A 21,109-nucleotide genomic window follows, 5' to 3' on the forward strand; every position below is an offset into this window, starting at 1 on the left:
CCTAGGGGCAACTTCTCTTGAGGACTGCCCCATGAATGGACCCACCACCTTTGACCTGCCCATCGGCGGCATGACCTGCGCCAGCTGTGCCGGGCGTGTCGAGCGCGCACTGGGCAAAGTGCCGGGGGTGCAAAGCGTCAGCGTCAACCTGGCCAACGAGCGCGCGCACGTCGAAGTGCTGGGCCAGATCGATCCGGCCGTGCTGATCGCCGCCGTCGACAAAGCCGGCTACACCGCCAGCCTGCCGCAAAGCGAAACCAAGACCGAAGCCGATCAGGCCCAACGCCTGCACCGCGAGCGCTGGTCGCTGCTGCTGGCGATTGTGCTGGCATTGCCTCTGGTTTTGCCGATGCTGGTACAACCCTTCGGCCTGCACTGGATGCTGCCGGCCTGGGTGCAATTCGCCCTGGCGACCCCTGTGCAATTCATCTTCGGCGCGCGTTTCTATATCGCGGCGTGGAAAGCCGTGCGTGCCGGCGCTGGCAATATGGACCTGCTGGTGGCCATCGGCACCAGCGCCGGTTACGGCTTGAGTCTCTATGAATGGCTGACCGCGCCCGTGGGCACCATGCCCCATCTGTACTTCGAAGCGTCGGCCGTGGTGATCGCCCTGGTGTTGCTCGGTAAATACCTGGAGAGCCGCGCCAAACGCCAGACCGCCAGCGCTATCCGCGCCCTGGAAGCCCTGCGCCCTGAACGCGCCATTCGTGTACAGGATGGCCGCGAGGACGATGTCGCCATCAGCGCGCTCAAGCTCGATGACCGGGTGCTGGTCAAACCCGGCGAGCGGTTCCCGGTGGACGGCGAAGTGGTAGAAGGCCAAAGCCATGCCGATGAAGCGCTGATCAGCGGCGAAAGCCTGCCGGTGCCGAAACAACCTGGCGACGCCGTGACCGGCGGCGCCATCAATGGCGAAGGCCGCCTGCTGGTGCGCACCACCGCACTCGGTGCCGAAAGCGTACTGGCACGCATCATCCGCCTGGTGGAAGACGCCCAGGCCGCCAAGGCACCGATCCAGAAGCTGGTGGATAAAGTCAGCCAGGTATTCGTGCCAACCGTGCTGGTGCTGGCGTTAATTACGCTGGTGGGGTGGTGGTTATACGGTGCGCCGCTGGAGACCGCGATCATCAACGCCGTGGCGGTGCTGGTGATCGCCTGCCCTTGCGCCCTCGGGCTGGCCACACCGACCGCCATCATGGCCGGCACCGGCGTCGCCGCACGCTACGGCATCCTGATCAAGGACGCCGAAGCGCTGGAGCGCGCCCATGAAGTGAGCACCGTGGTGTTCGACAAGACCGGCACCCTCACCTCCGGCACGCCAAAAATCGCCCACTTGGTCGCGGTGGATGGCAATGAAGCCTTGCTGCTGCAACAGGCCGGCGCGCTGCAACGCGGCAGCGAACACCCGCTGGCCAAGGCCGTGCTGGATGCTTGCAGCGAGCAAGGGCTGACGGTGGCGGATGTAAGTGCCAGCCAATCCCTGACCGGGCGCGGCATTGCCGGTACCCTCGACGGGCGCCAACTGGCGTTGGGAAATCGGCGCCTGCTGGAAGAAAGCGGCCTGGACGCGGGTGGGCTGGCCGACTCCGCCACGGCCTGGGAAGCCGAGGGCCGCACCTTGTCCTGGCTGATCGAGCAAGGCGCGCAACCGCGTGTGCTCGGGCTGTTTGCCTTTGGTGACACGCTCAAGCCTGGCGCGCTGGAAGCGGTGGCACAACTCAAGGCCCGACACATCAGCAGTCACTTGCTCACCGGCGACAATCGCGGCAGCGCCCGCGTCGTCGCCGAAGCGTTGGGCATCGACGACGTACACGCCGAAGTCCTGCCAGCCGATAAAGCCGCCACCGTCGCCGAACTGAAAAAAACCGGCGTGGTAGCCATGGTGGGCGACGGCATCAACGACGCGCCGGCCCTGGCCGCCGCCGATATCGGTATCGCCATGGGCGGCGGCACCGACGTGGCCATGCATGCCGCCGGTATCACCCTGATGCGCGGCGACCCACGCCTGGTCCCGGCCGCCCTGGAGATAAGCCGCAAGACCTACGCCAAAATCCGCCAGAACCTGTTCTGGGCCTTTGTGTATAACTTGATCGGCATTCCCCTGGCCGCGTTCGGCCTGCTCAACCCGGTGCTCGCGGGCGCGGCCATGGCCTTGTCCAGCGTCAGCGTCGTGAGCAATGCCTTGCTGTTGAAAACCTGGAAACCAAGCACTTGGAAACCGTCAGATTTGGAGGATCAACGCCCATGAACATCGGCCAAGCCGCCCGGCAAAGCGGGCTGAGCGCGAAAATGATTCGCTACTACGAATCCATCGGCCTGCTCAAAGCGGCCCATCGCACCGACAGCGGCTACCGCATCTACGGCGCCGATGACCTGCACACCCTGGCGTTTATCAAACGCTCGCGGGACCTGGGGTTTTCATTGGAAGAGGTCGGCAAACTGCTGACCCTGTGGCAGGACCGGCAGCGAGCCAGCGCCGATGTGAAAGCCTTGGCGCGCCAACATATCGATGAGCTGAACCAGAAGATTCTGGAGTTGGGGCAACTGCGCGATACGTTGCAGGACCTGGTCGAACACTGCCAGGGTGATCACCGGCCGGATTGTCCGATTCTCAAGGAGTTGGCGTCGGGAAGCTGCTGCGCGTGAGGCTCTAACTGACTAACTACAAAACCAATGTGGGAGGGGGCTTGCTCCCTCCCACATTTTGATCTTCATGTACCCGAAGATCACTGCATCCAGGGCGGCGGCGGTGGTTCTTCCGACGCTTTGCTCGGTGGCGCATCATCCGCCGCCCGAACAGCCTGGCGCCGTTCTTCATCCAGCCGCGCCGCTTCGATCTCGCGGATCACACCGCCCACGTCCGCCAGCTCTTCCGGCTCGTCGAACTCGCCGGTCAATACGCTGGCCGGGTGCAAGGTGCCGGCTTCGTAGAGCGCCCACATTTCCTTGGCGTACTTGGTCTTCTTCAACTCCGGGGCAAAACGCCCGAAGTAGGAAGCCATGTTGCCCACATCCCGCTCCAGCATGTTGAACGCGTGGTTGTTGCCCGCCGCATCCACTGCCTGGGGCAGGTCGATAATGACCGGACCGGTCGGCGTGAGCAGTACGTTGAACTCGGACAGGTCACCGTGCACCAGGCCGGTACACAGCATCAGCACGATCTGGGAAATCAGGAAGGCGTGGTATTCACGCGCCTGGTCCGGCTCCAACGTCACGTCATTCAGGCGTGGCGCCGCATCGCCGTACTCGTCGGCCACCAGTTCCATCAACAACACGCCTTCGAGGAAGTCGTACGGCTTGGGCACGCGAACGCCCGCACCGGCCAGACGGAACAACGCCGCTACTTCGGCGTTCTGCCAGGCATCTTCGGTTTCTTTCTTGCCGAATTTTGAGCCCTTGGCCATGGCCCGGGCCTGCCGGCTGTTACGGACCTTACGGCCTTCCTGGTATTCGGACGCTTGACGAAAACTTCGTTTGTTCGCCTCCTTGTAAACCTTGGCGCAACGCAATTCATTGCCGCAGCGCACCACATAAACAGCTGCTTCTTTACCACTCATGAGTGGGCGCAGCACTTCGTCGACCAGACCGTCTTCGATCAGGGGTTCAATGCGTTTAGGAGTCTTCATCAGCTTTTATTGTGGGTCCTTTATTACCAAATACGCGTATGGCACTCGTTATACGGCAATCGGCTCGCCGGTGGGAGGGGCTACCGACCTCTGACCACTCAAGAATGCATCCAATATGCCAATTTCGGCGAATTCAACGTTCGATGATCGCCGTCACGCCCTGCCCGCCGGCGGCGCAGATCGAAATCAGCCCGCGCCCCTTGCCCGCCGCGTCGAGCAGCTTGGCCAGGTTGGCGACAATGCGCCCACCGGTGGCGGCAAACGGGTGACCGGCCGCCAGCGAACTGCCTTTGACGTTCAGGCGGCTGCGATCGATGGCCCCTAACGGTGCGTCCAGCCCGAGGCGCGTCTTGCAGTAATCCGCATCCTCCCACGCCTTGAGCGTGCACAACACCTGGGCAGCGAAGGCTTCATGAATCTCGTAGTAATCAAAGTCCTGCAGCGTCAGGCCATTCCTCGCCAGCAAACGTGGCACCGCATACACCGGCGCCATCAGCAGGCCTTCGGCGCCGTTGACGAAATCCACCGCCGCCGCCTCGCCATCGCGCAGGTAGGCCAGGATCGGCAGACCACGCTCTTGGGCCCAGGCTTCACTGCCGAGCAACACCAGAGAGGCGCCATCGGTGAGCGGCGTGGAATTGCCGGCCGTGAGCGTGCCCTTTTCGCTGCGTTCGAACGCGGGCTTGAGTGCGGCGAGTTTCTCCAGGCTCAGGTCGGGGCGCAGGTTGTTGTCGCGGGTCAGGCCCAGAAACGGCGTGAGCAGATCGTTATGCCAGCCTTCGGCATAGGCAGCGGCCATTTTCTGGTGGCTCTCGAGGGCGAGTTGATCCTGCTCGACACGGGGAATCTGCCAGTTCTGCGCCATCAATTCGCAATGCTGGCCCATGGACAAACCGGTGCGCGGCTCGCCGTTACGCGGCAGCTCGGGCTTGAGGTGATGGGGGCGAAGTTGTAACAAGACTTTTAACTTATCCGCCATGGATTTGCTGCGATTGGCTTGCAGCAGGATCTTGCGCAGCCCTTCATTCACGCCGATAGGGGCGTCGGAGGTGGTATCCACCCCACCGGCAATCCCGCATTCAATCTGGCCCAGGGCGATCTTGTTGGCCACCAGCAACGCCGCCTCGAGTCCCGTGCCGCATGCCTGCTGAATGTCATAGGCGGGGGTTTGCGGCGACAGGCGTGAACCCAGCACGCATTCACGGGTGAGGTTGAAGTCACGGGAATGCTTGAGCACCGCGCCGGCGGCCACCTCGCCCATGCGCAGGCCGTGCAGGTTGTAGCGTTCGATCAGGCCCTCCAAGGCCGCGGTCAGCATCGCCTGATTGCTTGCCGTGGCGTAAGGGCCATTGGAGCGGGCGAAGGGAATGCGGTTACCGCCAATGATCGCTACACGGCGCAATTGAGTCATGGAAAGCTCCCTGTCGGTTGTGGTCTGGATAACTGAGCCTAGTCGAACGACTGCTACCCTGGGATGGTCAACCCTTTGAACCCCAGCCTTCGGAGAGCGTTCCATGTCTGACCGTTATATCGACTTCGCCAACTCAAGCCTCGGCCATCGCCTGGTCGCCGCCCTTGGCCTGCCGTCACCGGTACGCCTGGAACGCTGGCAAGCCGGGCGCCTGCGTCCGGTGGAAGGTGCATTGCTGCTGGGAGGTGGCGCGCTGGCAAGCAACGTACAGGCGTTTGCCAACAAGCTCACCGACGCCATTTACACCTACGGCGCCGAGGCGTCGACGTGGATTCCCGGCCACGGCCCCAAGCTCAAGGCCGTGGTGTTCGATGCCAGCGACCTCCACCACACCGACCAGCTCAAGCAACTGCGTGAGTTTTTCCAACCGTTGCTGAAAAACCTGGATAACAGTGCCCACCTGGTGATTCTTGGCCGTGCACCCGAGAGTCTCAGCGACCCGTTCGCCGCCAGCGCCCAGCGCGCCCTTGAAGGTTTCAGCCGGTCCCTGGCCAAGGAGCTGCGCAACGGCGGCGTGTTGCAATTGCTCTACGTCGGCGACGGTGCCGAAGACCAACTGGAAGGCGCACTGCGCTTTTTCCTGTCACCGAAAAGCGCCTATATCTCCGGCCAGGTGATTCGCCTGAAGGCCTGTGCCACGCCCGTCGAAGACTGGACCCGCCCCCTCGCCGGGCGCAAGGCATTGGTCACCGGCGCAGCCCGTGGCATTGGCGCGTCCATCGCCGAAACCCTGGCCCGCGACGGCGCCGAAGTGATCCTGCTCGACGTGCCCCAGGCCAAGTCCGACCTCGAAGCCCTGGCCGCACGCCTGGGTGCGCGCACAATCGTGCTGGACATCTGCGCCGCAGACGCCGCCGGCCAGTTGATCGAACACCTGCCCGACGGCCTCGACATCCTGGTGCACAACGCCGGGATCACCCGTGACAAAACCCTGGCCAACATGACCCCGGAATACTGGGACGCGGTGCTGGCGGTCAATCTCAATGCCCCGCAAGTGCTGACCAAGGCACTCCTCGACAGCGGCACCCTGCACGACAACGCCCGCGTGGTGGTGCTGGCCTCCATCAGCGGCATCGCCGGCAACCGTGGGCAAACCAACTATGCCGCGAGCAAGGCCGGTTTGATCGGCCTGGTGCAGGCATGGGCGCCGTTATTGGAAGAACGCGGGATCAGTATCAACGCCGTAGCCCCAGGCTTTATCGAAACCCAGATGACCGCGCATATTCCATTTGCACTGCGTGAAGCCGGACGCCGCATGAGCTCGCTGGGCCAGGGCGGTTTGCCGCAGGACGTCGCCGAAGCCGTGGCCTGGCTGGGCCAGCCGGGGTCCGGTGCGGTCAGCGGCCAAGCGCTGCGGGTGTGTGGCCAAAGTCTGTTGGGAGCATGAGCATGGATTGGCAAACCTTAGGCAGTACGCCGTTTCTGCCGCCGTTGTATTGGCGAGCGGCGCTCAAGCGCAAGATCACCGGCAACACGCTGCCCGAGCAAGGGTTGCGCTGCCGGGTGAGCGTCGACCCCAAGCAGGTGGCGGCGTACCGCAAAGTCTGCGGGTTTACCGAGAGCCCCCTGCTGCCGGCAACTTATCCGCACATCCTCGCGTTCGGTCTGCAAATGCAGTTGCTCACCGACAAAAAGTTTCCCTTCCCGCTGCTGGGGTTGATTCACCTGAGCAACCGCATCCGCATCCATCGCCCGCTGGGCGGTGTCAGCGAATTGTCCATCGGCGTGCACACGCAGAACCTCAAGCCCCACCCAAAGGGCGCGACCTTTGAAGTGGTCACCACGGTTGAAGACTCTCTCGGCCTGCTGTGGGAAGCCGAGAGCCGTATGCTGTGCCGGGGTGTAAAGCTCGAAGGCGAAGCGACCGATGATGCCCGTCCCAGCCCCGCCGAGATCAGCGAATTGACTCGCTGGAAGGCCCCAGCCGATATCGGCCGCCGCTACGCGAGAGTATCCGGCGACTACAACCCGATCCACCTCAGCGCCCTGACCGCCAGACTGTTCGGCTTCCCCCAGGCCATCGCCCACGGACTGTGGAACAAGGCGCACACCCTCGCCGCCTTGGGCGAACACTTGCCGGCCGCCAATATCGAAATAGACGTCGAATTCAGGAAACCGGTGCGCCTGCCCAGTGAGGTGACATTGCTGGCCAGCGCCGCCGGTTCCAGCGGAGAGCTGTTATTGAAAGGGGCCGGCGATATTGAGCACATGGTAGGCACATGGCAACCGATAGCAGCGCTTGCCGCCCCTGAAGCGGGCGCGGACTGATTGTCAGCGTGGGGGATAGCTGGAGAGGATGCGGGTCACCGTCGTGCGGATCGCGTTATCACGATCCTGCGGGTTGGGCGTGCTGCTCATCATCTGTTCATCACTGCCGCGCCACACCAGCTTGCCGTCCTTGCCGTCGAGCAGGTCGATCTGGAGGGTCGCCACCTTGTAGGTGACGTTGCGTGTTTCGTTGTACATCGGGCCGCCCCAGTAGCCGTTCCACGGCCCGCCCCAGGCGCCGCCATAGTTGGTGGTGACTTGTTGCTGGCGGTCTTCGACGATCAGGTAGGCCTGCACGTTCAGGTCAGCCTTGGTGCCTGCGGATGCCGGGCGCAGGCCGCGTTGATCAAGCTGTTCGCCCACCGCCTGGCGGACGCGTTGCTCGGTAAGGTCGCTCTTGATCCGCGGATCGTCGGGGCGGTATTGCAGGGCCGGGTCTTTCCAGGCCCAACTGCGGTAGGCGCCGAAGTCGCGGCTGGCATCAAAATCATGGTTGACCTGGCTGGTCTGGCAACCGCCCAGCAGCACAACAAAAGCTAGCGTAGCGATACGACGAAACATGGTTTATCTCCAACAAGCGACCGGGCTTTAGATGAGAATAGCTGTTAACTCGGAGGATACGCCGTCATCGCCTTTTGCACGGCCTGGCGCAACGCATCGGCGCGCTCGCTGAGGCTGCCCTGGCTGCCGGTTTCCGCGCTGGCGCTCCATACCGGCTGGCCGCTGCGGGCGTCGAACAGGTTGACGCGCACCACCACCACTTGCACTTCATAGGTGCGCACGATCGGCACCGAGTTGTACATCCCGTAGCCCGGACCGTAGCGGTTATAGCCGCCGTATCCGTAGCCGTAATCGTCCTGGACTTGCTTGAGACGTTTCTCCAGGCGCACATCGGCGCTCACCAGCAGGTCCGCCGGGCGGTTGTCGTGCAAGGGGCGCAGGCCGCGTTGGTCAAGGGCACCGCTGACCGCTTCGGCGACTTGCGCCGAATCCGCCCAGGCCGTACCTGCCGGCAACTGGCCGTTGCGCCAGGCCCAATTGCGGTAGGCGCCATAGTCGCGCACCGGCGCCGGGTAGGCGCTGGCGTCGAAGGTCGTGGCCGCCTGCGCGGGCGCCGGCGGCATGGGCGCAGACGCCGCCACGTAAGGGTTAGGGCTGGAGCAGGCGCCCAGCCCGAGGGATAACAGGATCAAACAGAGACGACGCATTTCGACCTCCGCAGACTGGGCCGCTTATACCGGACGGCAGATCCAGTGCAAATAACGCCCAAGTCCGGCAAAGCTTGGGTGACGACGGTGAGCGAGTTCCATCTCGATAAGGTCCGGTAGGTTCGCGCGGGCCTGGAATTCCACCGGCATATAGTCGTGGAATACCCGCACGCCACTTTGGCTTTCGACCTGCCAAAGCCCTTCGAGTTGCGCCGCCAACTCGCGCGGGTCGAGGGGCTGTTGCGGGGTCAGGCTCTGCTTTTCGCCAGCCATGTCATTCTTGCGCATTTTGCGGAAGTGGCCTTTGAGCAGGTTGCGATAAATCAGCGCATCGCGGTTGTAGAACGCCAGCGACAACCAGCCACCGGGCAGCGTGAGCTGGTGCAGTACCGGCAGGATCGCGTGGGGTTCGGCCAGCCATTCCAGCACGGCATGGCACAGCACCAGGTCGTAGGGCTCGGTGATCTGGCCGAGCAGGTCCTGCCAGGGCGCATGGATGAAGGTGGCGCTCTGTCCGGCCTCGGCGAAGCGCTGGCGCGCGCCTTCGAGCATCGGCTCGGCGGGTTCGGCCAGGGTCACCTGATGGCCGCGCTCGGCCAGCCACAGCGACATATGCCCCAGGCCCGCGCCGATATCCAGCACGCGCAACGGCCGGTCCGGCAGGGCCTCAGCCAGGTCTGCCTGGAGTACCGCCAGGCGAATGGCACCTTTTGCGCCACCGTAGATTTTCTCGGCGAAGCGCGTGGCCAACTGGTCGAAATGCCGGTCACTCATGGGCAAACCGCCGCTCGCTGTCGGCCAGCTTCGCGCGCACCACCTCGTTCATGTCCAGGCCCAGCTCGCTGCACAGCAACAGCAGGTACAGCACGATATCCCCCACTTCCTGGCCGGCGTGGGCGAGTTTGTCGGCGGGCAACTGGCGGGACTGGTCTTCGCTGAGCCACTGGAATATTTCCACCAGTTCGGCCATTTCCACGCTGGCGGCCATGGCCAGGTTTTTCGGGCTGTGGAATTGCTTCCAGTTGTTGGTATCGCGGATGCGGTGCAGGCGTTCGGTGAGGTGTTCGAGGTTCATAGGGGGCTCCTGAAGGGGTATAGCTTCAGGGGGATGGAGAGTGAAGGCAAGTGAATAGCGGTGGTGTGCCCAGCGACGCCATCGGCGGCCCTAATCCACCACGCTGAATTCAAGCCTGGCGGTTTGACCGGCCTCATCCAACACACTGAGCTGATAGCGGCCCAAGCGTTCGAAGCTGGCGTTGATAAAGTCCTGGTTGGCGCTGTCGCCCAGCGGTGCGCCATTGAGGAACCACCAGCGCCGGCCGCTGCCGCCCAGGGCTGAGAGTTTCACGCGCAGGGTCTGCTGGCTGGCGGCAGGCAGGCGCAGTTGGTCGCCTTCGCGCACGCCGACAATCGACAACGGCGAAGACGCCGCCAGCGCCGGTGGTGGGCAATCGGGGTCGGCAGCGGGAATCCGCGCTTCCCGGCGCTCGACCCTCGGCAGCCACGGTTCCAGCGGTGCGGGCCACAGGGCGATGTTCCTGGGCACGGCGCCCGGGCAATGAGCATCCACCCTCAAGCCCTTGGCGTTGACCCAGACACTTTCCATCAAACCGACGCTCAACGGTTGATCCAGCGCCTGCAAGGTCGGTGGCGTGGTGTTGTCCAGGGTCCAGGCAAAGCGCTGGCGGCGGCAATTCGGATCGCTGCGGTTCATGGGCTGGCCCAGCGGCCAACAGATCGCCGCCACGCCGACATTGGCCGGCACCGGTAAAACCTGCGCGCTGATGCCGCGCTGGCTGTCGCGATTGGTCAGCACGTCGTGCACCTGCAACATCAGCGGCGCCGCCGAGGCCAAACCGAACTGCCCCGGCACCGGCGTGCCGTCCGGGCGACCGATCCACACACCGATCAAATAGCGCGGCCCCACGCCAATCGCCCAGGCATCGCGAAAGCCGTAGCTGGTCCCGGTTTTCCAGGCCAGGACCGGGCGCTGCACCAGTTCGGCACGCGGGTCGCGATCAGGCCGCGCCTGGCCACTGAGGATGCGCCGCACAATCCACGCGGCCCCTGGCGACAGCAATGGCCGTTCCCTCAGCGTGTCGTCTGGTTGTAATCGAATCGTTGCGCTCCTGCCGGCACGGGCGAAGGCACTGTAACCGCTGACCAGATCTTCCAGCCGGCTGCCCGCACCACCGAGGATCAGCGCCAGATTGGGTTCGGCCAACGCCGGCAGGGCCAATGGCACGCCACCGATGCGCATCTGCGCGGCAAAGCGCTTCGGCCCGTAGGCTTCCAACAACTGCACCGCTGGCAGGTTCAGTGAACTGGACAGCGCCGTGCTCGCTGGCACTGCGCCGGTAAAGCCCATGGAAAAGTTGCCCGGCCGATAATCGCCATAACGCCGGGGCACGTCCTGCAACAGCGATTCGGAGTGAATCAAGCCCTCGTCCAGGGCCATGCCATACAGGAAGGGCTTCAAGGTAGAACCCGGCGAACGCAGCGCGCTGATCATGTCCACATGGCCAAAACGCTTGGCGTCGTTGATGTCCACAGACCCCAGATAAGCCCGCACGGCCATGCTTTCTTCTTCCACCACCAGGATCGCGGCAGAGGTGTGTTCCGGCAACCGCGCACGCCAGCCCAGCAACAGGTCTTCAAGACGGCGTTGCAGGGTGGCATCCAGCGTGGTGCGAATCAGCGGCGGGCTGTCGGGACGGTTCAGGCGGCGGGCGAGCAGCGGCGCCAGGCTGGGCTCCAGGCGCGGCGCGAGCAGCAATGGTTCTTCGAGGGCTTCATCCACCGCCGACTGCGGCCACACCTGGAACTCGGCGAGGCGACGCAAGACTTTGTCGCGGGCTTCCTGGGCGCGCTGCGGGTGCCGATCCGGACGCAGGCGACTCGGCGCCTGGGGCAAGACCGCGAGCAAGGCCGCTTCGGCGTGGGTCAGGTGTGCCGGGGACTTGCCCAGATACGCCCAACTGGCGGCCGCCACGCCCTGCAATGTGCCGCCAAACGGTGCGCGGTTCAGGTACAGGTTGAGAATCTGTTCCTTGGACAGGTGCCACTCCAACTGCGCCGTGCGCCACAGTTGGCGCAACTTGCCGTGGAAAGTACGCGAGTGCGGGTCGAGCAGGCGCGCCACCTGCATCGACAACGTACTGCCGCCCGACACCACCCGCGCGCCCGTCAGGTTCTGCCACGTCGCCCGCACCAGCGCCAACGGGTTAACACCGGGGTGCTGGTAGAACCAGCGGTCTTCGTAGGTGAGCAGTGCATCGAGGTAATACGGCGACACTTCGCTGGTTTGCACCGGGTAACGCCACACGCCGTTGGCATCGGCAAACCGCCACAACGGCGTGCCATCCTCGGCCAGCACTACCCGTGCCAGATCATCCTTGGGCAACGGCAAGGGCCAGATGCGATCAGCCAGCCACAGCAGGGCGATCACCAGCAACAGGCTCGCGAGGGTCCAACGGGCAACTAAACGCAAATTCAAACGGGCAAACCTCTATGCTTGTAGGGAACTAGCCTGTTGCAATAACAACCAAAGGCACAGATACGCCCATCTTCTTATCAGGACACACATATGCAGGTAGAGAGCTTTTTCGAATGGTTGGGCCAGGCGCTCGGTTCCGTCATCCGCTTTATCGTCGACGGGCTCAGCGGATTGTTCGGAGCCTTGACCCACGCCGGCGGCAACTTTGTCGAAGGCCTGTCACGCACGTTGGGCATGGACACCTCGATCATCAGCATCCTCACCCTGATCGTCGGCCTGCTGTTTCTGTACTCGGCCGTACGCGCCTTCATGCGCGCTTCGATCATCTTCGGGGTGATCTGGCTGATACTTGGCCTGTGGCTGCTCAGTTGGGTCGTCCACTAAACCCAAGAATGCCCCTAATCCTGTGTGGGAGGGGGCTTGCTCCCGATAGCAGTGTTTCAGTCAATGCACCTGGCAACTGACCCACCGCTATCGGGAGCAAGCCCCCTCCCACATTAGTTTCGATTCCAAGTTGAGAGATCAGCGCCCTTTGATCACCAGATCTGCCGGCGTCTCCCCCACTGCCTGCCAGTTCGGCCGGTACATCGACTCCACCTGCGGCGGTGGCACGCGGTAAGTACCCGGTGTCACGGCACGGGCCAGATACAGCAAGTGCGTGGTGCCGTCACCGTCAAGGTTGATGGCCGCTACGTAACGGTCATCACGAAACTCCTGATGCTTGAGCGCCGCGTTCTGCATCGACTCGCGCCACTCCTTCACCTGACTGCTGGCGTTTTCCAGGCTGGCCGCGCTTTGTGCCAGGTTCTGGTTTTCCAGCTCCAGGCCCGCAGGCAACAGGTCGACCACCAAGGCATCCGGCACGCGCTGCTTGGCGCTCACGGCAAGGTGCACCAGCACCAGGTCGCCGCTATTGAGGTTGCGCAGGTTCAGCGGTTGGCCATTCATGCCCAGGTATTCACGGCGGATGCTCAGGTTGTCGCCGCCCGGCGCCGGCGGCAGCTGTGGATAACCCGAGATTGTCAGTTGCTGGTACACCGGCGTATCCCCCTGATTGCTCAAGGCCAGGTCGCTGGACAGCAGCTTGCCTTCGAGCTCCAGGGTCGATTGCTGATTATTCAACTCATGCACACCGCCACTGCCGGTCAGGGACACCTGCCAGTCCGACTCCGGCTTGGCAAACCCGAGGCGCCCGGCCAGGAACAGCGAATTGCGCTCCTGGGTCGACAGGTACGGGCTGGCTGCCAATTGGTCCGACAGGGTAAACAAACGCTCCTCACGCTTGCCCTTGGCCAAGTCGTTTTCTTCCAGCAACGCCAGGATCATCGCCTGGTCGCGCAGCGGGCTGCCGTAGTCGGCCAGCCATTCCTTGGCGCTGCGTTGCGCCGCCAGGCCGGCCAGCAAGGCTTGATCCGCGCGCGGCTGGTCACCCATCTTCTGCAAGGCGATGGCCAGTTGCACCAACGGCAACCCGGAGCGCGCGTCACTGCGTCGCTCGAAAATACTGCGCAATGCGCCCAACGGCGCCTGCTGACTGCGCGCCAGCACCATGCCAGCGTAGGCCTGCACGGCAAAGCGCGTGTGGTCGGCGTTGTCGCTGTAGTCGACTTCGATCAGGTTGCGTTCCTGCACATAACGCAGCAGGCGCTCGCTGGCTTTCTTCAACGCTTCGGGCGGTACCGCGAAGCCCTGGTCACGGGCACGCAACAGGAAGTCGGTGACATAGGCCGTCAGCCAATATTCCTCTTCGCCATCCGCGCCCCACAAACCGAAGCTGCCGTTGTAGCGTTGCATGCCCAGCAGGCGCTCGATGCCCAGCTCAATCTTGCGTTTGCGCTCGGCATCCGGCTCACCCTTGATACTCAGGCGCTTGAGCAACGCATCGTCCGCATACAGCGATGGGTACAGACCACTGGCAGTCTGCTCCAGGCAACCATAGGGGTAGGCCTTGAGTGCCGAGATCTGCGCGCCGAGGTTCAGCGGTGGCCGGCTCGACAGGCTCAGCAGCGCCTCACGCCCAGAGGCATCGAACTGATCAAGTGTGCCCACTGGCAGGCTCCACGGCTCGCCTTTGAGTACTGCCCGGTAATGTTTGAGCAACGCGGGATACGCCGGGCGCACACCCAGGGTCCATTCGCGGCTGAACGGCGGGAGGTTCTCACCGGGCAGGTCCAGGCCATTGACGGTGACCTTCACCTTGCCTTGACCCAAGCCCCCCCAGGCTTTCACCGGGATACGCAGGGTGGTGCGCTGGCCTTGCTTGAGTTCGACGGTTTGAGCACCACCGTTGACCAGCTCCAACTGCCCTTCGGCACTCAATTGCACGTCGAGTTTCTGCGCCTTGCCCGACAGGTTGGACAGGTCCAGGGCCAACGTTGTCTGGTCACCGCCAGCGAGGAAGCGCGGCGCCGACAGCTCGGCGATCAGCGGTGCTGCGATCACGGTCTTGCCTTCGGCCATGCCGTAGCGGTCATCGCTCCAGGCCTGGGCCATCAGGCGCAGCTCGCCGTTGAAGTCGGGGATATTGACGCTGACTTCACCCTCGCCCTGCTCATTCAAGGTCACCGGCGCGCTTTGCAGGGCAACGATGGTCACGCTGGTGTCCGGGCGCTTGCCACCCTTGGCCAGCGCGGCGTCACCACCAAAAGCCAGGCTGGCCAGGCGGCCCTGCCCGGCTTCGATCAATTGGCCGTAGATGTCGAACTGGTCCACGCCGTAAGCCTTGCGACCGAACAGGCTGGAGTAAGGGTCGGGTGTCGGGTATTCGGTGATATTGAGGATGCCCACGTCCACCGCCGCCACCAGTACGTGCACCTGTTTCGGCACGCTGCCATCGGCGTTTTTGGCGGCAATCTTCACCGTCAGCGGTTGTTTGGGGCGCATTTTTTCCGGCGCGGTCAGGGTCACGCCAAGCTTGCGCTGGGTGCGATCCAGCGGCAGGTGCAGCAGGCCCACCGCGCGTTTCGGGGTGATATTGGCTTTGCGCTCACCTGGGCGAATCACCAGGGCGCTGACGTACAGGTCATGGCGCGACCATTTCGGGTCGAGCTTCACGGCAAAACTTTTGCCCTCGGCCGGCACGTCGATTTCCTGCCACCACAGCGGCCCTTCGGCGGATTCCACCAGCAGGTAACCTTTACCGGCAGCCGGCGGCGTGACCGTGACGTTGGCGGTGTCGCCGTCGCCATACGCGGGTTTATCCAGCGCCAGCTTGACCTGGTCGGGGCGCACGGCGCCGCCTTCGGTGTTGTCCTGGGCCTGGTAACCGGCCCAGAAACGCAGGCTGCTGACCAGCCCGGTCTGCGGGTCCTCGACCTCGACACGGTACGGGCCCCACTCCACCTGGAAGCTGACCTTGGCGGTATCGCCGGCCTTGATGTTCAGGGTCTGTTCGTCGAGGTTGAGGAATTTCTCGTTGTAGTGATAGCTCCAGCCATCGCTGTCCGAGTAATTCCAGTAGTAGTCACGGCGCTCGCGCACCAGGCGGACCTTGAGGTTTTGCGTGGCGAGTTTCTGCCCGTCCTGGTTGGCCAACAGCACTTCGAATTCCGCCGGGCCATCGCCATTGGTTTCCTTGCCGTCAAACAGGCCGCGCAGGCCCGGCAATTGCTCGGCCGGCCAGATCGGCTGCACCAGGCGCCGGGTGATCGGCCGCCCACCCGACTCTTGCAGGCTGGCTTGCACGATCAGTTGCAGAGGGGATTTGGCGTCGGCCCATTTGCTTTCCAGGGTCAGTTCTTCCTGGCCCTTGGCGTCGAGTACGCTTTCGTCCAGCTCGAAGTCCTGGCTCAGTTCTTCTTCGGTGACGGAGCCGAATTGATAGCCCGGCAGCGACTTGACCGCTTCGCGCAACGGTCGCACATAGACTTGCCCGCTGACGCGGTTGCCCGACGCCGGCGCACCATAGAGGTAGCGACCATTGACCTTAATCACCGGGTTATCCGCCGGGCTCAATGCCGTGTCGCTGCCCTTGAGTTCCAGCGCCAGGCGCTCGGGCAGGAAGTCTTCGACGAGGAATTCATACAGCTGCGGCTTGCCATCACCCAGGTCGAACACCAACTGCCAGCGCCCGGTCGGGGCTTCACCGGCCAGTTGCAGTTGATATTGATAGAGGCCGGAGGCGTCGGCATCCCATACAAACTTGCGGCTCACCTGTTCATCCGGGCGACGCACTTCGACGCTCACCGGTTGCGGCTTGACGGCGTTGCCGTCCTTGTCGCGCAGCAGGGCGTTGAGCAACACGGTTTCGCCGGGGCGATACAGGTCGCGCGGGCCGAACACAAAGAACTGCAGGGGGTGCGAAGGTTGGCCGCCAATGTCGAACTCCGCCAGGTCAAGGGCGGCGCTGTCCAGGCGCAGCAAACTGGTCTGCTCGCCCTGTTTGGCCAATAACACCTGGGCCTTTTTCGGCAATGGCAGTTCAGCGTGACCGCCCTTCTCGGTCTTGCCCTGGCCCAAAACACGGCCGTCGGCATCGAGCACTTCGAGGTCGACGCCATCCAATGCCTTGCCACCTTCCAGCGCCTGGGTAAACACATCCAGGCGATTGGCGTAGCGGTGCACCGACAGGCCAATATCGCTCAAGGTAAACAGTGTGGCCGGTTGCGAATAGTTGTAGGTGCCCGAGGCGCGCATCACCGCCAGGTACACGCCCGGCTGCTGCAATTGCTTGAGGCCGGCGATCGGCAGCAACAGCGTTTCGCGGGTATTGCGCGCCGGGTTCAGGTCGAAACGGCCGCCATAGACCAGGTCAGCCAGCGGCAGCAATTCGCGGGACTCATAACTTTGCAGGCTGGTATTGCGCCCCCACTGCGCCAGGAACGACGGCAGGGATTCGGGCTTGATCCGGAAGAACTCAACGTCGATCTTGTCGACGTTCAGCGCGATCACCGGCAGGCCTTCGGCCAGGCGCGTCGGCAACAGCGTGCCACGGCTGGCGAAGCCGACGGTGGCTTGCAGGTCGCGGGTCTCAAGGCGCGCGCTGTACTCGGCGGCGAGCGTGTTGGCGTTGACCGCCTTCACCCCGGCATCCACCGTCAGCACCAGTTTGCGCTGGGGCTCCAGGTGGCGCAGGCGCAGTTCCATGAGGTTATCGGACAGCTCCCAGGCGCCGTCGACCTTGCCGGACTTGCTGTCGACCAGATGGAGTTTGTCGGCAAACTTCTGCTCCGGATCCAACGGAATGGAAAAGCTCACCGACAAGGTACTGGCCCCGTCCAGCTGCACCTCCGACACGTCCACCACACTCAGCTCACGCCCGGCATAACGATGTTTCAGCGCCGCCACATCCACCGCCGCCTTGGCCGGTTTCGGCGCTGCCGCCACGGTGGGCGCAGGCGGTGCAGCCGGTTTATCGGAGGAATCGCAGGCGCTCAGCAGGGCCAGCGCGCAGGCCAGGAACAATCCTTTGTTAAGCATGGGGCACTCGTCGTCAGAGGGAACCGAGGGATGAACTATATATCAGCGTCGGCAAAGCCGATGTGGCGCTGGTCACATTGACCGACGGAGGGTGGTTTGGTTCTGGGCGTGTTTCGCGTTCCAGCCAAATCCCACGGACATTGGAGATTAATATGTGGGAGGGGCCCCATTCCACATTGACCCTGTTGCGGTGCCAATGGACGGTTACAATGCCGCTCCCCCAAGGAGCCTGCATGTCCACCTTACTGACCGACTGGCGCGATCGCCCTACCCATCGCCGTGTATGGGCTCTGGCTGCACCGATGATTCTTTCGAACATCTCCGTGCCGTTGGTGGCACTGGTCGACAGCATGGTCATCGGCCACCTGCCCCACGCCCACCAACTGGGCGCCGTAGCCGTCGGTGCCAGCCTCTATACCTTCCTCGCCTGGGCCATGGGTTTTCTGCGCATGGGCTCCACCGGTTTCGCCGCCCAGGCCGCCGGGCGCAGTGATGGTGCGGCACTGCGGCAAATCCTGCTGCAAGGCCTGTTGCTGGCGCTGGGGTTGGCGATGCTGCTCGGCACCGTCGGCATTCCACTGAGCCATCTAGCCCTGGAGTGGATGCAGCCCTCCCCCGAACTCAACCAACTGACCCGCGAGTTCTTCCACACCCGCCTGTTCGGCCTGCCTGCCGCGCTGGCCAGTTATGCGCTGGTGGGCTGGTTCCTGGGCACGCAAAACGCCCGCGCGCCGCTGGCGATTCTATTGACCACCAACCTGGTGAATATTGCCCTCAACCTGTGGTTCGTCCTCGGGCTGGACTGGGGTGTGGTCGGCTCCGCCCGCGCGTCGGTGATCGCCGAATGGACCGGCGCCTTGCTCGGTCTGGCCCTCACGCGAAAAGCCCTGCGCGCCTACCCCGGGCATATCGCCTGGGCCGCGTTGAAGCTTTGGGAAAGCTGGCGCCCGTTGCTCGCGGTGAACCGCGACATTTTTATCCGCAGCCTGGCGTTGCAGTCGGTGTTTTTCATGATCACGGTGCAAGGCGCACGCCTGGGCGATGCCACCGTGGCGGCCAATGCTCTATTGCTCAATGGCTTGTTACTGACCGCTCATGCGTTGGACGGTCTGGCCCATGCGGTCGAGGCCCTATACGGCCATGCCATCGGCGCCCATGATCGCCAATCCTTACGCCGCTCCCTGGTGGTTGCCGGCGGCTGGTCATTGATCGCCAGCGTCGGCTTCGCCCTGCTCTTCACTGTCGCCGGCCACCTGTTTATCGCCATGCAGACCGATATCCCCAGCGTGCGCGAAACCGCCGATATCTACCTGCCATACCTGGCGGTACTGCCGTTGATTGCGGTGTGGAGTTATCTGTTGGATGGGTTGTTTATCGGCGCTACTCGGGCACGAGAGATGCGCGATGGAATGTTGCTGACGGTATTGCTGACGCTGCCAATCGCTTGGGCATTACAGGGGTTGGGTAACCACGGGCTGTGGATAACCTTCCTGCTGTTCATGGCAGTGCGCAGCCTGACGCTGTGGGCGATAGCCTGGCGTCTGAATCGGCAGGGGCTGTGGCTGGGGGTTAACTGAAGAAATGCAATCCTAATGTGGAAGGGGGGCAAGCCCCCTTCCACATTTTTTACGAGGACAAGTAGGAAGAACGAGTCAAGCCAAGACGCAACGCGTCGAGGAACTGCGTACGCTCACTGGCACTGATCTTCGCGCTGGCGCACTTGTCACGGTAGTGAGTCATCAACTCCTCCGGCGACAAGTGCACATAGCGCAGCATGTCTTCGATGGTGTCGTGGGTCTCGATGCCGGCGCTGTACACCGAGCCGTCTTCGCGCTGATAGATGTTCACCGAGTCGGTGTCGCCGAACAGGTTGTGCATGTCGCCAAGGATTTCCTGATAGGCGCCAACCAGGAAGATACCCAGCAGGTAGTCTTCACCGTCGTTCAAGGCGTGGACCGGCAGGCTGGTCTCGATGCTCTGCTCGTCGACGTATTGCTTGATCTTGCCGTCGGAGTCGCAGGTCAGGTCTTGCAGCACCGCGCGGCGCAGCGGTTCTTCGTCGAGGCGGTGCAGCGGCAAAATCGGCAGGACCTGGCCGATGGCCCAGGTGTCCGGCAGGCTCTGGAACACGGAGAAGTTGCAGATGTACTTGTCGGCCAGCTTGTCGTTGAGTTCGTCCAGCACCTGGCGGTGCGAGCGCTGGCGGGCTTTGAGCGAGTTATGCAGGCGACGGCACACGGCGAAGTAGCACTGTTCGGCCAGGGCTTTCTCGGCCAGGGTCAGTTTGCCGTCGGCATACTGGGTGGCCACGTCGCTCATGTAGTGAGTGGCGCGCCAGTAGGTTTCGGTGACCATTTCGATGTCGGTCGGGCCGAGCAGGTCTACCAGCCATTGCACGGTTTCAGGCAGGCTTTCCTTGTTTTCGATGACCGGGATTTCGTCGTTGTGTTTCTCGACGTCGGTCACCTGCACCACCAGCATGGCGTGGTGGGCGGTCAGGGAGCGGCCGCTTTCGGAGAAGATATTCGGGTGCGGCAGGCTCTGCGCGTCGCAGAATTCCTTGAGCATGCCCACGACCACACCGGCGTAGTCGTCCATGTCGTAGTTGATCGAGCTGGCGTTACGCGAGTGAGTACCGTCGTAATCCACGCCCAGGCCGCCGCCCACGTCGATGTGGTCCACCGGCAGGCCGAGGTTGCGCAATTCGCCGTAGTAACGAATGGCTTCCTTGAACCCATGCTGGTAGTCGGCCAGGTTGGCGATCTGCGAACCCATGTGGAAGTGCAGCAGGCGGATGCCCTGGTCCAGGCCCGCCGCGCGGAAGCGCTCGACCACCGACAGCAGTTGCGCCGCCGACAAACCGAACTTGGACTTCTCGCCACCGGTGTCCGCCCACTTGCTCGACGCCAGGGACGACAGCCGCACACGCAGGCCCACCTGTGGCTTGACCTTGAGGCTGGCGGCCTCCTCGATCACCAGTTCAACTTCGGATTCTTTCTCGATCACGATAAATACGTTGTGGCCGAGCTTTTGGCCCATCAGCGCCAGGCGGATGAACTCGCGGTCTTTATAACCGTTGCAGACGATGGTGCCGCCCTTCGGCGCCAGGGCCAGTACGGCCAGCAGCTCAGGCTTGGAACCGGCTTCCAGACCGATAGACACGTTCTGGGTGGCGATGATGTTTTCGATCACCGCTTCCTGCTGGTTCACTTTGATCGGGTACAGCGCGGTGTACTTGCTCTGGTATTCCAGGCGCTCGATGTTGGCGTCAAAGGCACCGGTCAACTGGCGGACACGGTCTTGCAGGATATCGGGGAAGCGCACCAGCAATGGCAACGACAGGCCGCTCTTGCGCAACTGGTCGACTTGTTCGTACAGGTCGACAGGCGTGCTGTTCGGGCCGTTCGGACGGACTTCAACGCGACCGGCATCATTGATCGCGAAATACCCGGCCCCCCAATGGCGAATCCCGTAAACACTGCGGCTGTCCGCAACTGTCCATTGGCTGCCATCGTCTTTGCGTGTGCGTCGTACGGACATCGAAGTCCCCTATAAATGAAGGCGAAGGCGCCGCCTCGCGTTCGAGGCTGGCGCAGTCTAAAGAATGAAAATGACGATTTGC

General features: G+C 63.2%; 15 protein-coding genes. 6 read left to right on the forward strand and 9 right to left on the reverse strand.

All coding sequences use genetic code 11. The features are described from left to right. The first annotated feature begins 31 nt into the window (after window positions 1–31). Window positions 32–2,248 carry a cation-translocating P-type ATPase gene (locus FBY10_RS08270; RefSeq protein WP_145336099.1) on the forward strand — a complete coding sequence of 739 codons (2,217 nt, stop codon included), beginning with the start codon at window positions 32–34 and terminating at the stop codon, window positions 2,246–2,248. After that, window positions 2,245–2,646, forward strand: coding sequence for a Cu(I)-responsive transcriptional regulator (gene cueR, locus FBY10_RS08275; RefSeq protein WP_131696676.1), 402 nt, complete (start codon window positions 2,245–2,247; stop codon window positions 2,644–2,646). Before FBY10_RS08270 ends, cueR begins: the two co-directional genes overlap by 4 nt. 80 nt (window positions 2,647–2,726) lie before the next feature. On the opposite strand, the gene FBY10_RS08280 is transcribed toward cueR, so the two are convergent. Both FBY10_RS08280 and FBY10_RS08285 read right to left on the reverse strand, forming a co-directional pair. Next, window positions 2,727–3,626 carry a PA4780 family RIO1-like protein kinase gene (locus tag FBY10_RS08280; RefSeq protein ID WP_131696677.1) on the reverse strand — a complete coding sequence of 300 codons (900 nt, stop codon included), beginning with the start codon at window positions 3,624–3,626 and terminating at the stop codon, window positions 2,727–2,729. Between the two features lie 133 nt (window positions 3,627–3,759). After that, the gene (locus FBY10_RS08285; protein ID WP_145336097.1) at window positions 3,760–5,037 is read right to left on the reverse strand and encodes an acetyl-CoA C-acetyltransferase; all 1,278 of its coding nucleotides are present in this window, start codon (window positions 5,035–5,037) and stop codon (window positions 3,760–3,762) included. Between the two features lie 103 nt (window positions 5,038–5,140). On the opposite strand from FBY10_RS08285, the gene FBY10_RS08290 reads away from it, so the two are divergent. Together FBY10_RS08290 and FBY10_RS08295 are read left to right on the forward strand one after the other, a co-directional pair. Next, entirely contained in the window at window positions 5,141–6,484 is a 1,344-nt protein-coding gene (locus FBY10_RS08290; RefSeq protein WP_145336095.1) for a 3-oxoacyl-ACP reductase, read from the forward strand. Between the two features lie 2 nt (window positions 6,485–6,486). Beyond that, window positions 6,487–7,365 carry a MaoC family dehydratase gene (locus FBY10_RS08295; RefSeq protein WP_145336093.1) on the forward strand — a complete coding sequence of 293 codons (879 nt, stop codon included), beginning with the start codon at window positions 6,487–6,489 and terminating at the stop codon, window positions 7,363–7,365. Between the two features lie 3 nt (window positions 7,366–7,368). Here the strand turns inward: FBY10_RS08295 and FBY10_RS08300 are convergent, their stop codons facing one another. From FBY10_RS08300 to pbpC, 5 genes are all read right to left on the reverse strand, one after another. After that, window positions 7,369–7,926: a DUF4136 domain-containing protein gene (locus tag FBY10_RS08300; RefSeq protein WP_145336091.1), complete on the reverse strand. Its 558-nt coding sequence runs from the start codon at window positions 7,924–7,926 to the stop codon at window positions 7,369–7,371. A gap of 44 nt (window positions 7,927–7,970) precedes the next feature. Continuing rightward, entirely contained in the window at window positions 7,971–8,573 is a 603-nt protein-coding gene (locus FBY10_RS08305) for a DUF4136 domain-containing protein (RefSeq protein WP_027607983.1), read from the reverse strand. Between the two features lie 24 nt (window positions 8,574–8,597). Then, on the reverse strand, window positions 8,598–9,347 hold the full coding sequence (locus FBY10_RS08310) for a methyltransferase domain-containing protein (protein WP_145336089.1): 750 nt from the start codon (window positions 9,345–9,347) through the stop codon (window positions 8,598–8,600). Next, a complete protein-coding gene (locus tag FBY10_RS08315) occupies window positions 9,340–9,648 on the reverse strand; it encodes a MazG-like family protein (RefSeq protein WP_131696700.1) in 309 nt (102 codons plus the stop codon). Before FBY10_RS08315 ends, FBY10_RS08310 begins: the two co-directional genes overlap by 8 nt. Before the next feature lie 90 nt (window positions 9,649–9,738). After that, a complete protein-coding gene (gene pbpC, locus FBY10_RS08320; protein WP_145336087.1) occupies window positions 9,739–12,069 on the reverse strand; it encodes a peptidoglycan glycosyltransferase PbpC in 2,331 nt (776 codons plus the stop codon). Window positions 12,070–12,159: 90 nt separating this feature from the next. Here pbpC and FBY10_RS08325 point away from each other — a divergent pair, with 90 nt between their 5' ends. Then, on the forward strand, window positions 12,160–12,453 hold the full coding sequence (locus FBY10_RS08325) for a hypothetical protein (protein ID WP_027607987.1): 294 nt from the start codon (window positions 12,160–12,162) through the stop codon (window positions 12,451–12,453). A gap of 138 nt (window positions 12,454–12,591) precedes the next feature. On the opposite strand, the gene FBY10_RS08330 is transcribed toward FBY10_RS08325, so the two are convergent. Next, on the reverse strand, window positions 12,592–17,487 hold the full coding sequence (locus FBY10_RS08330) for an alpha-2-macroglobulin (protein WP_145336085.1): 4,896 nt from the start codon (window positions 17,485–17,487) through the stop codon (window positions 12,592–12,594). A gap of 233 nt (window positions 17,488–17,720) precedes the next feature. Between FBY10_RS08330 and FBY10_RS08335 the strand changes: the two genes are divergently transcribed. Continuing rightward, complete coding sequence (locus tag FBY10_RS08335; protein ID WP_145336083.1) at window positions 17,721–19,064, forward strand: MATE family efflux transporter; 1,344 nt, start codon at window positions 17,721–17,723, stop codon at window positions 19,062–19,064. 49 nt (window positions 19,065–19,113) lie between these two features. On the opposite strand, the gene speA is transcribed toward FBY10_RS08335, so the two are convergent. Further along, window positions 19,114–21,027 (reverse strand): arginine decarboxylase, encoded by a 1,914-nt coding sequence (speA, locus tag FBY10_RS08340; protein WP_131696705.1) that lies wholly within the window; start codon window positions 21,025–21,027, stop codon window positions 19,114–19,116. Between the last annotated feature and the right edge of the window lie 82 nt (window positions 21,028–21,109).

Source organism: Pseudomonas sp. SJZ103, from assembly GCF_007828335.1.
GTDB lineage: Bacteria > Pseudomonadota > Gammaproteobacteria > Pseudomonadales > Pseudomonadaceae > Aquipseudomonas.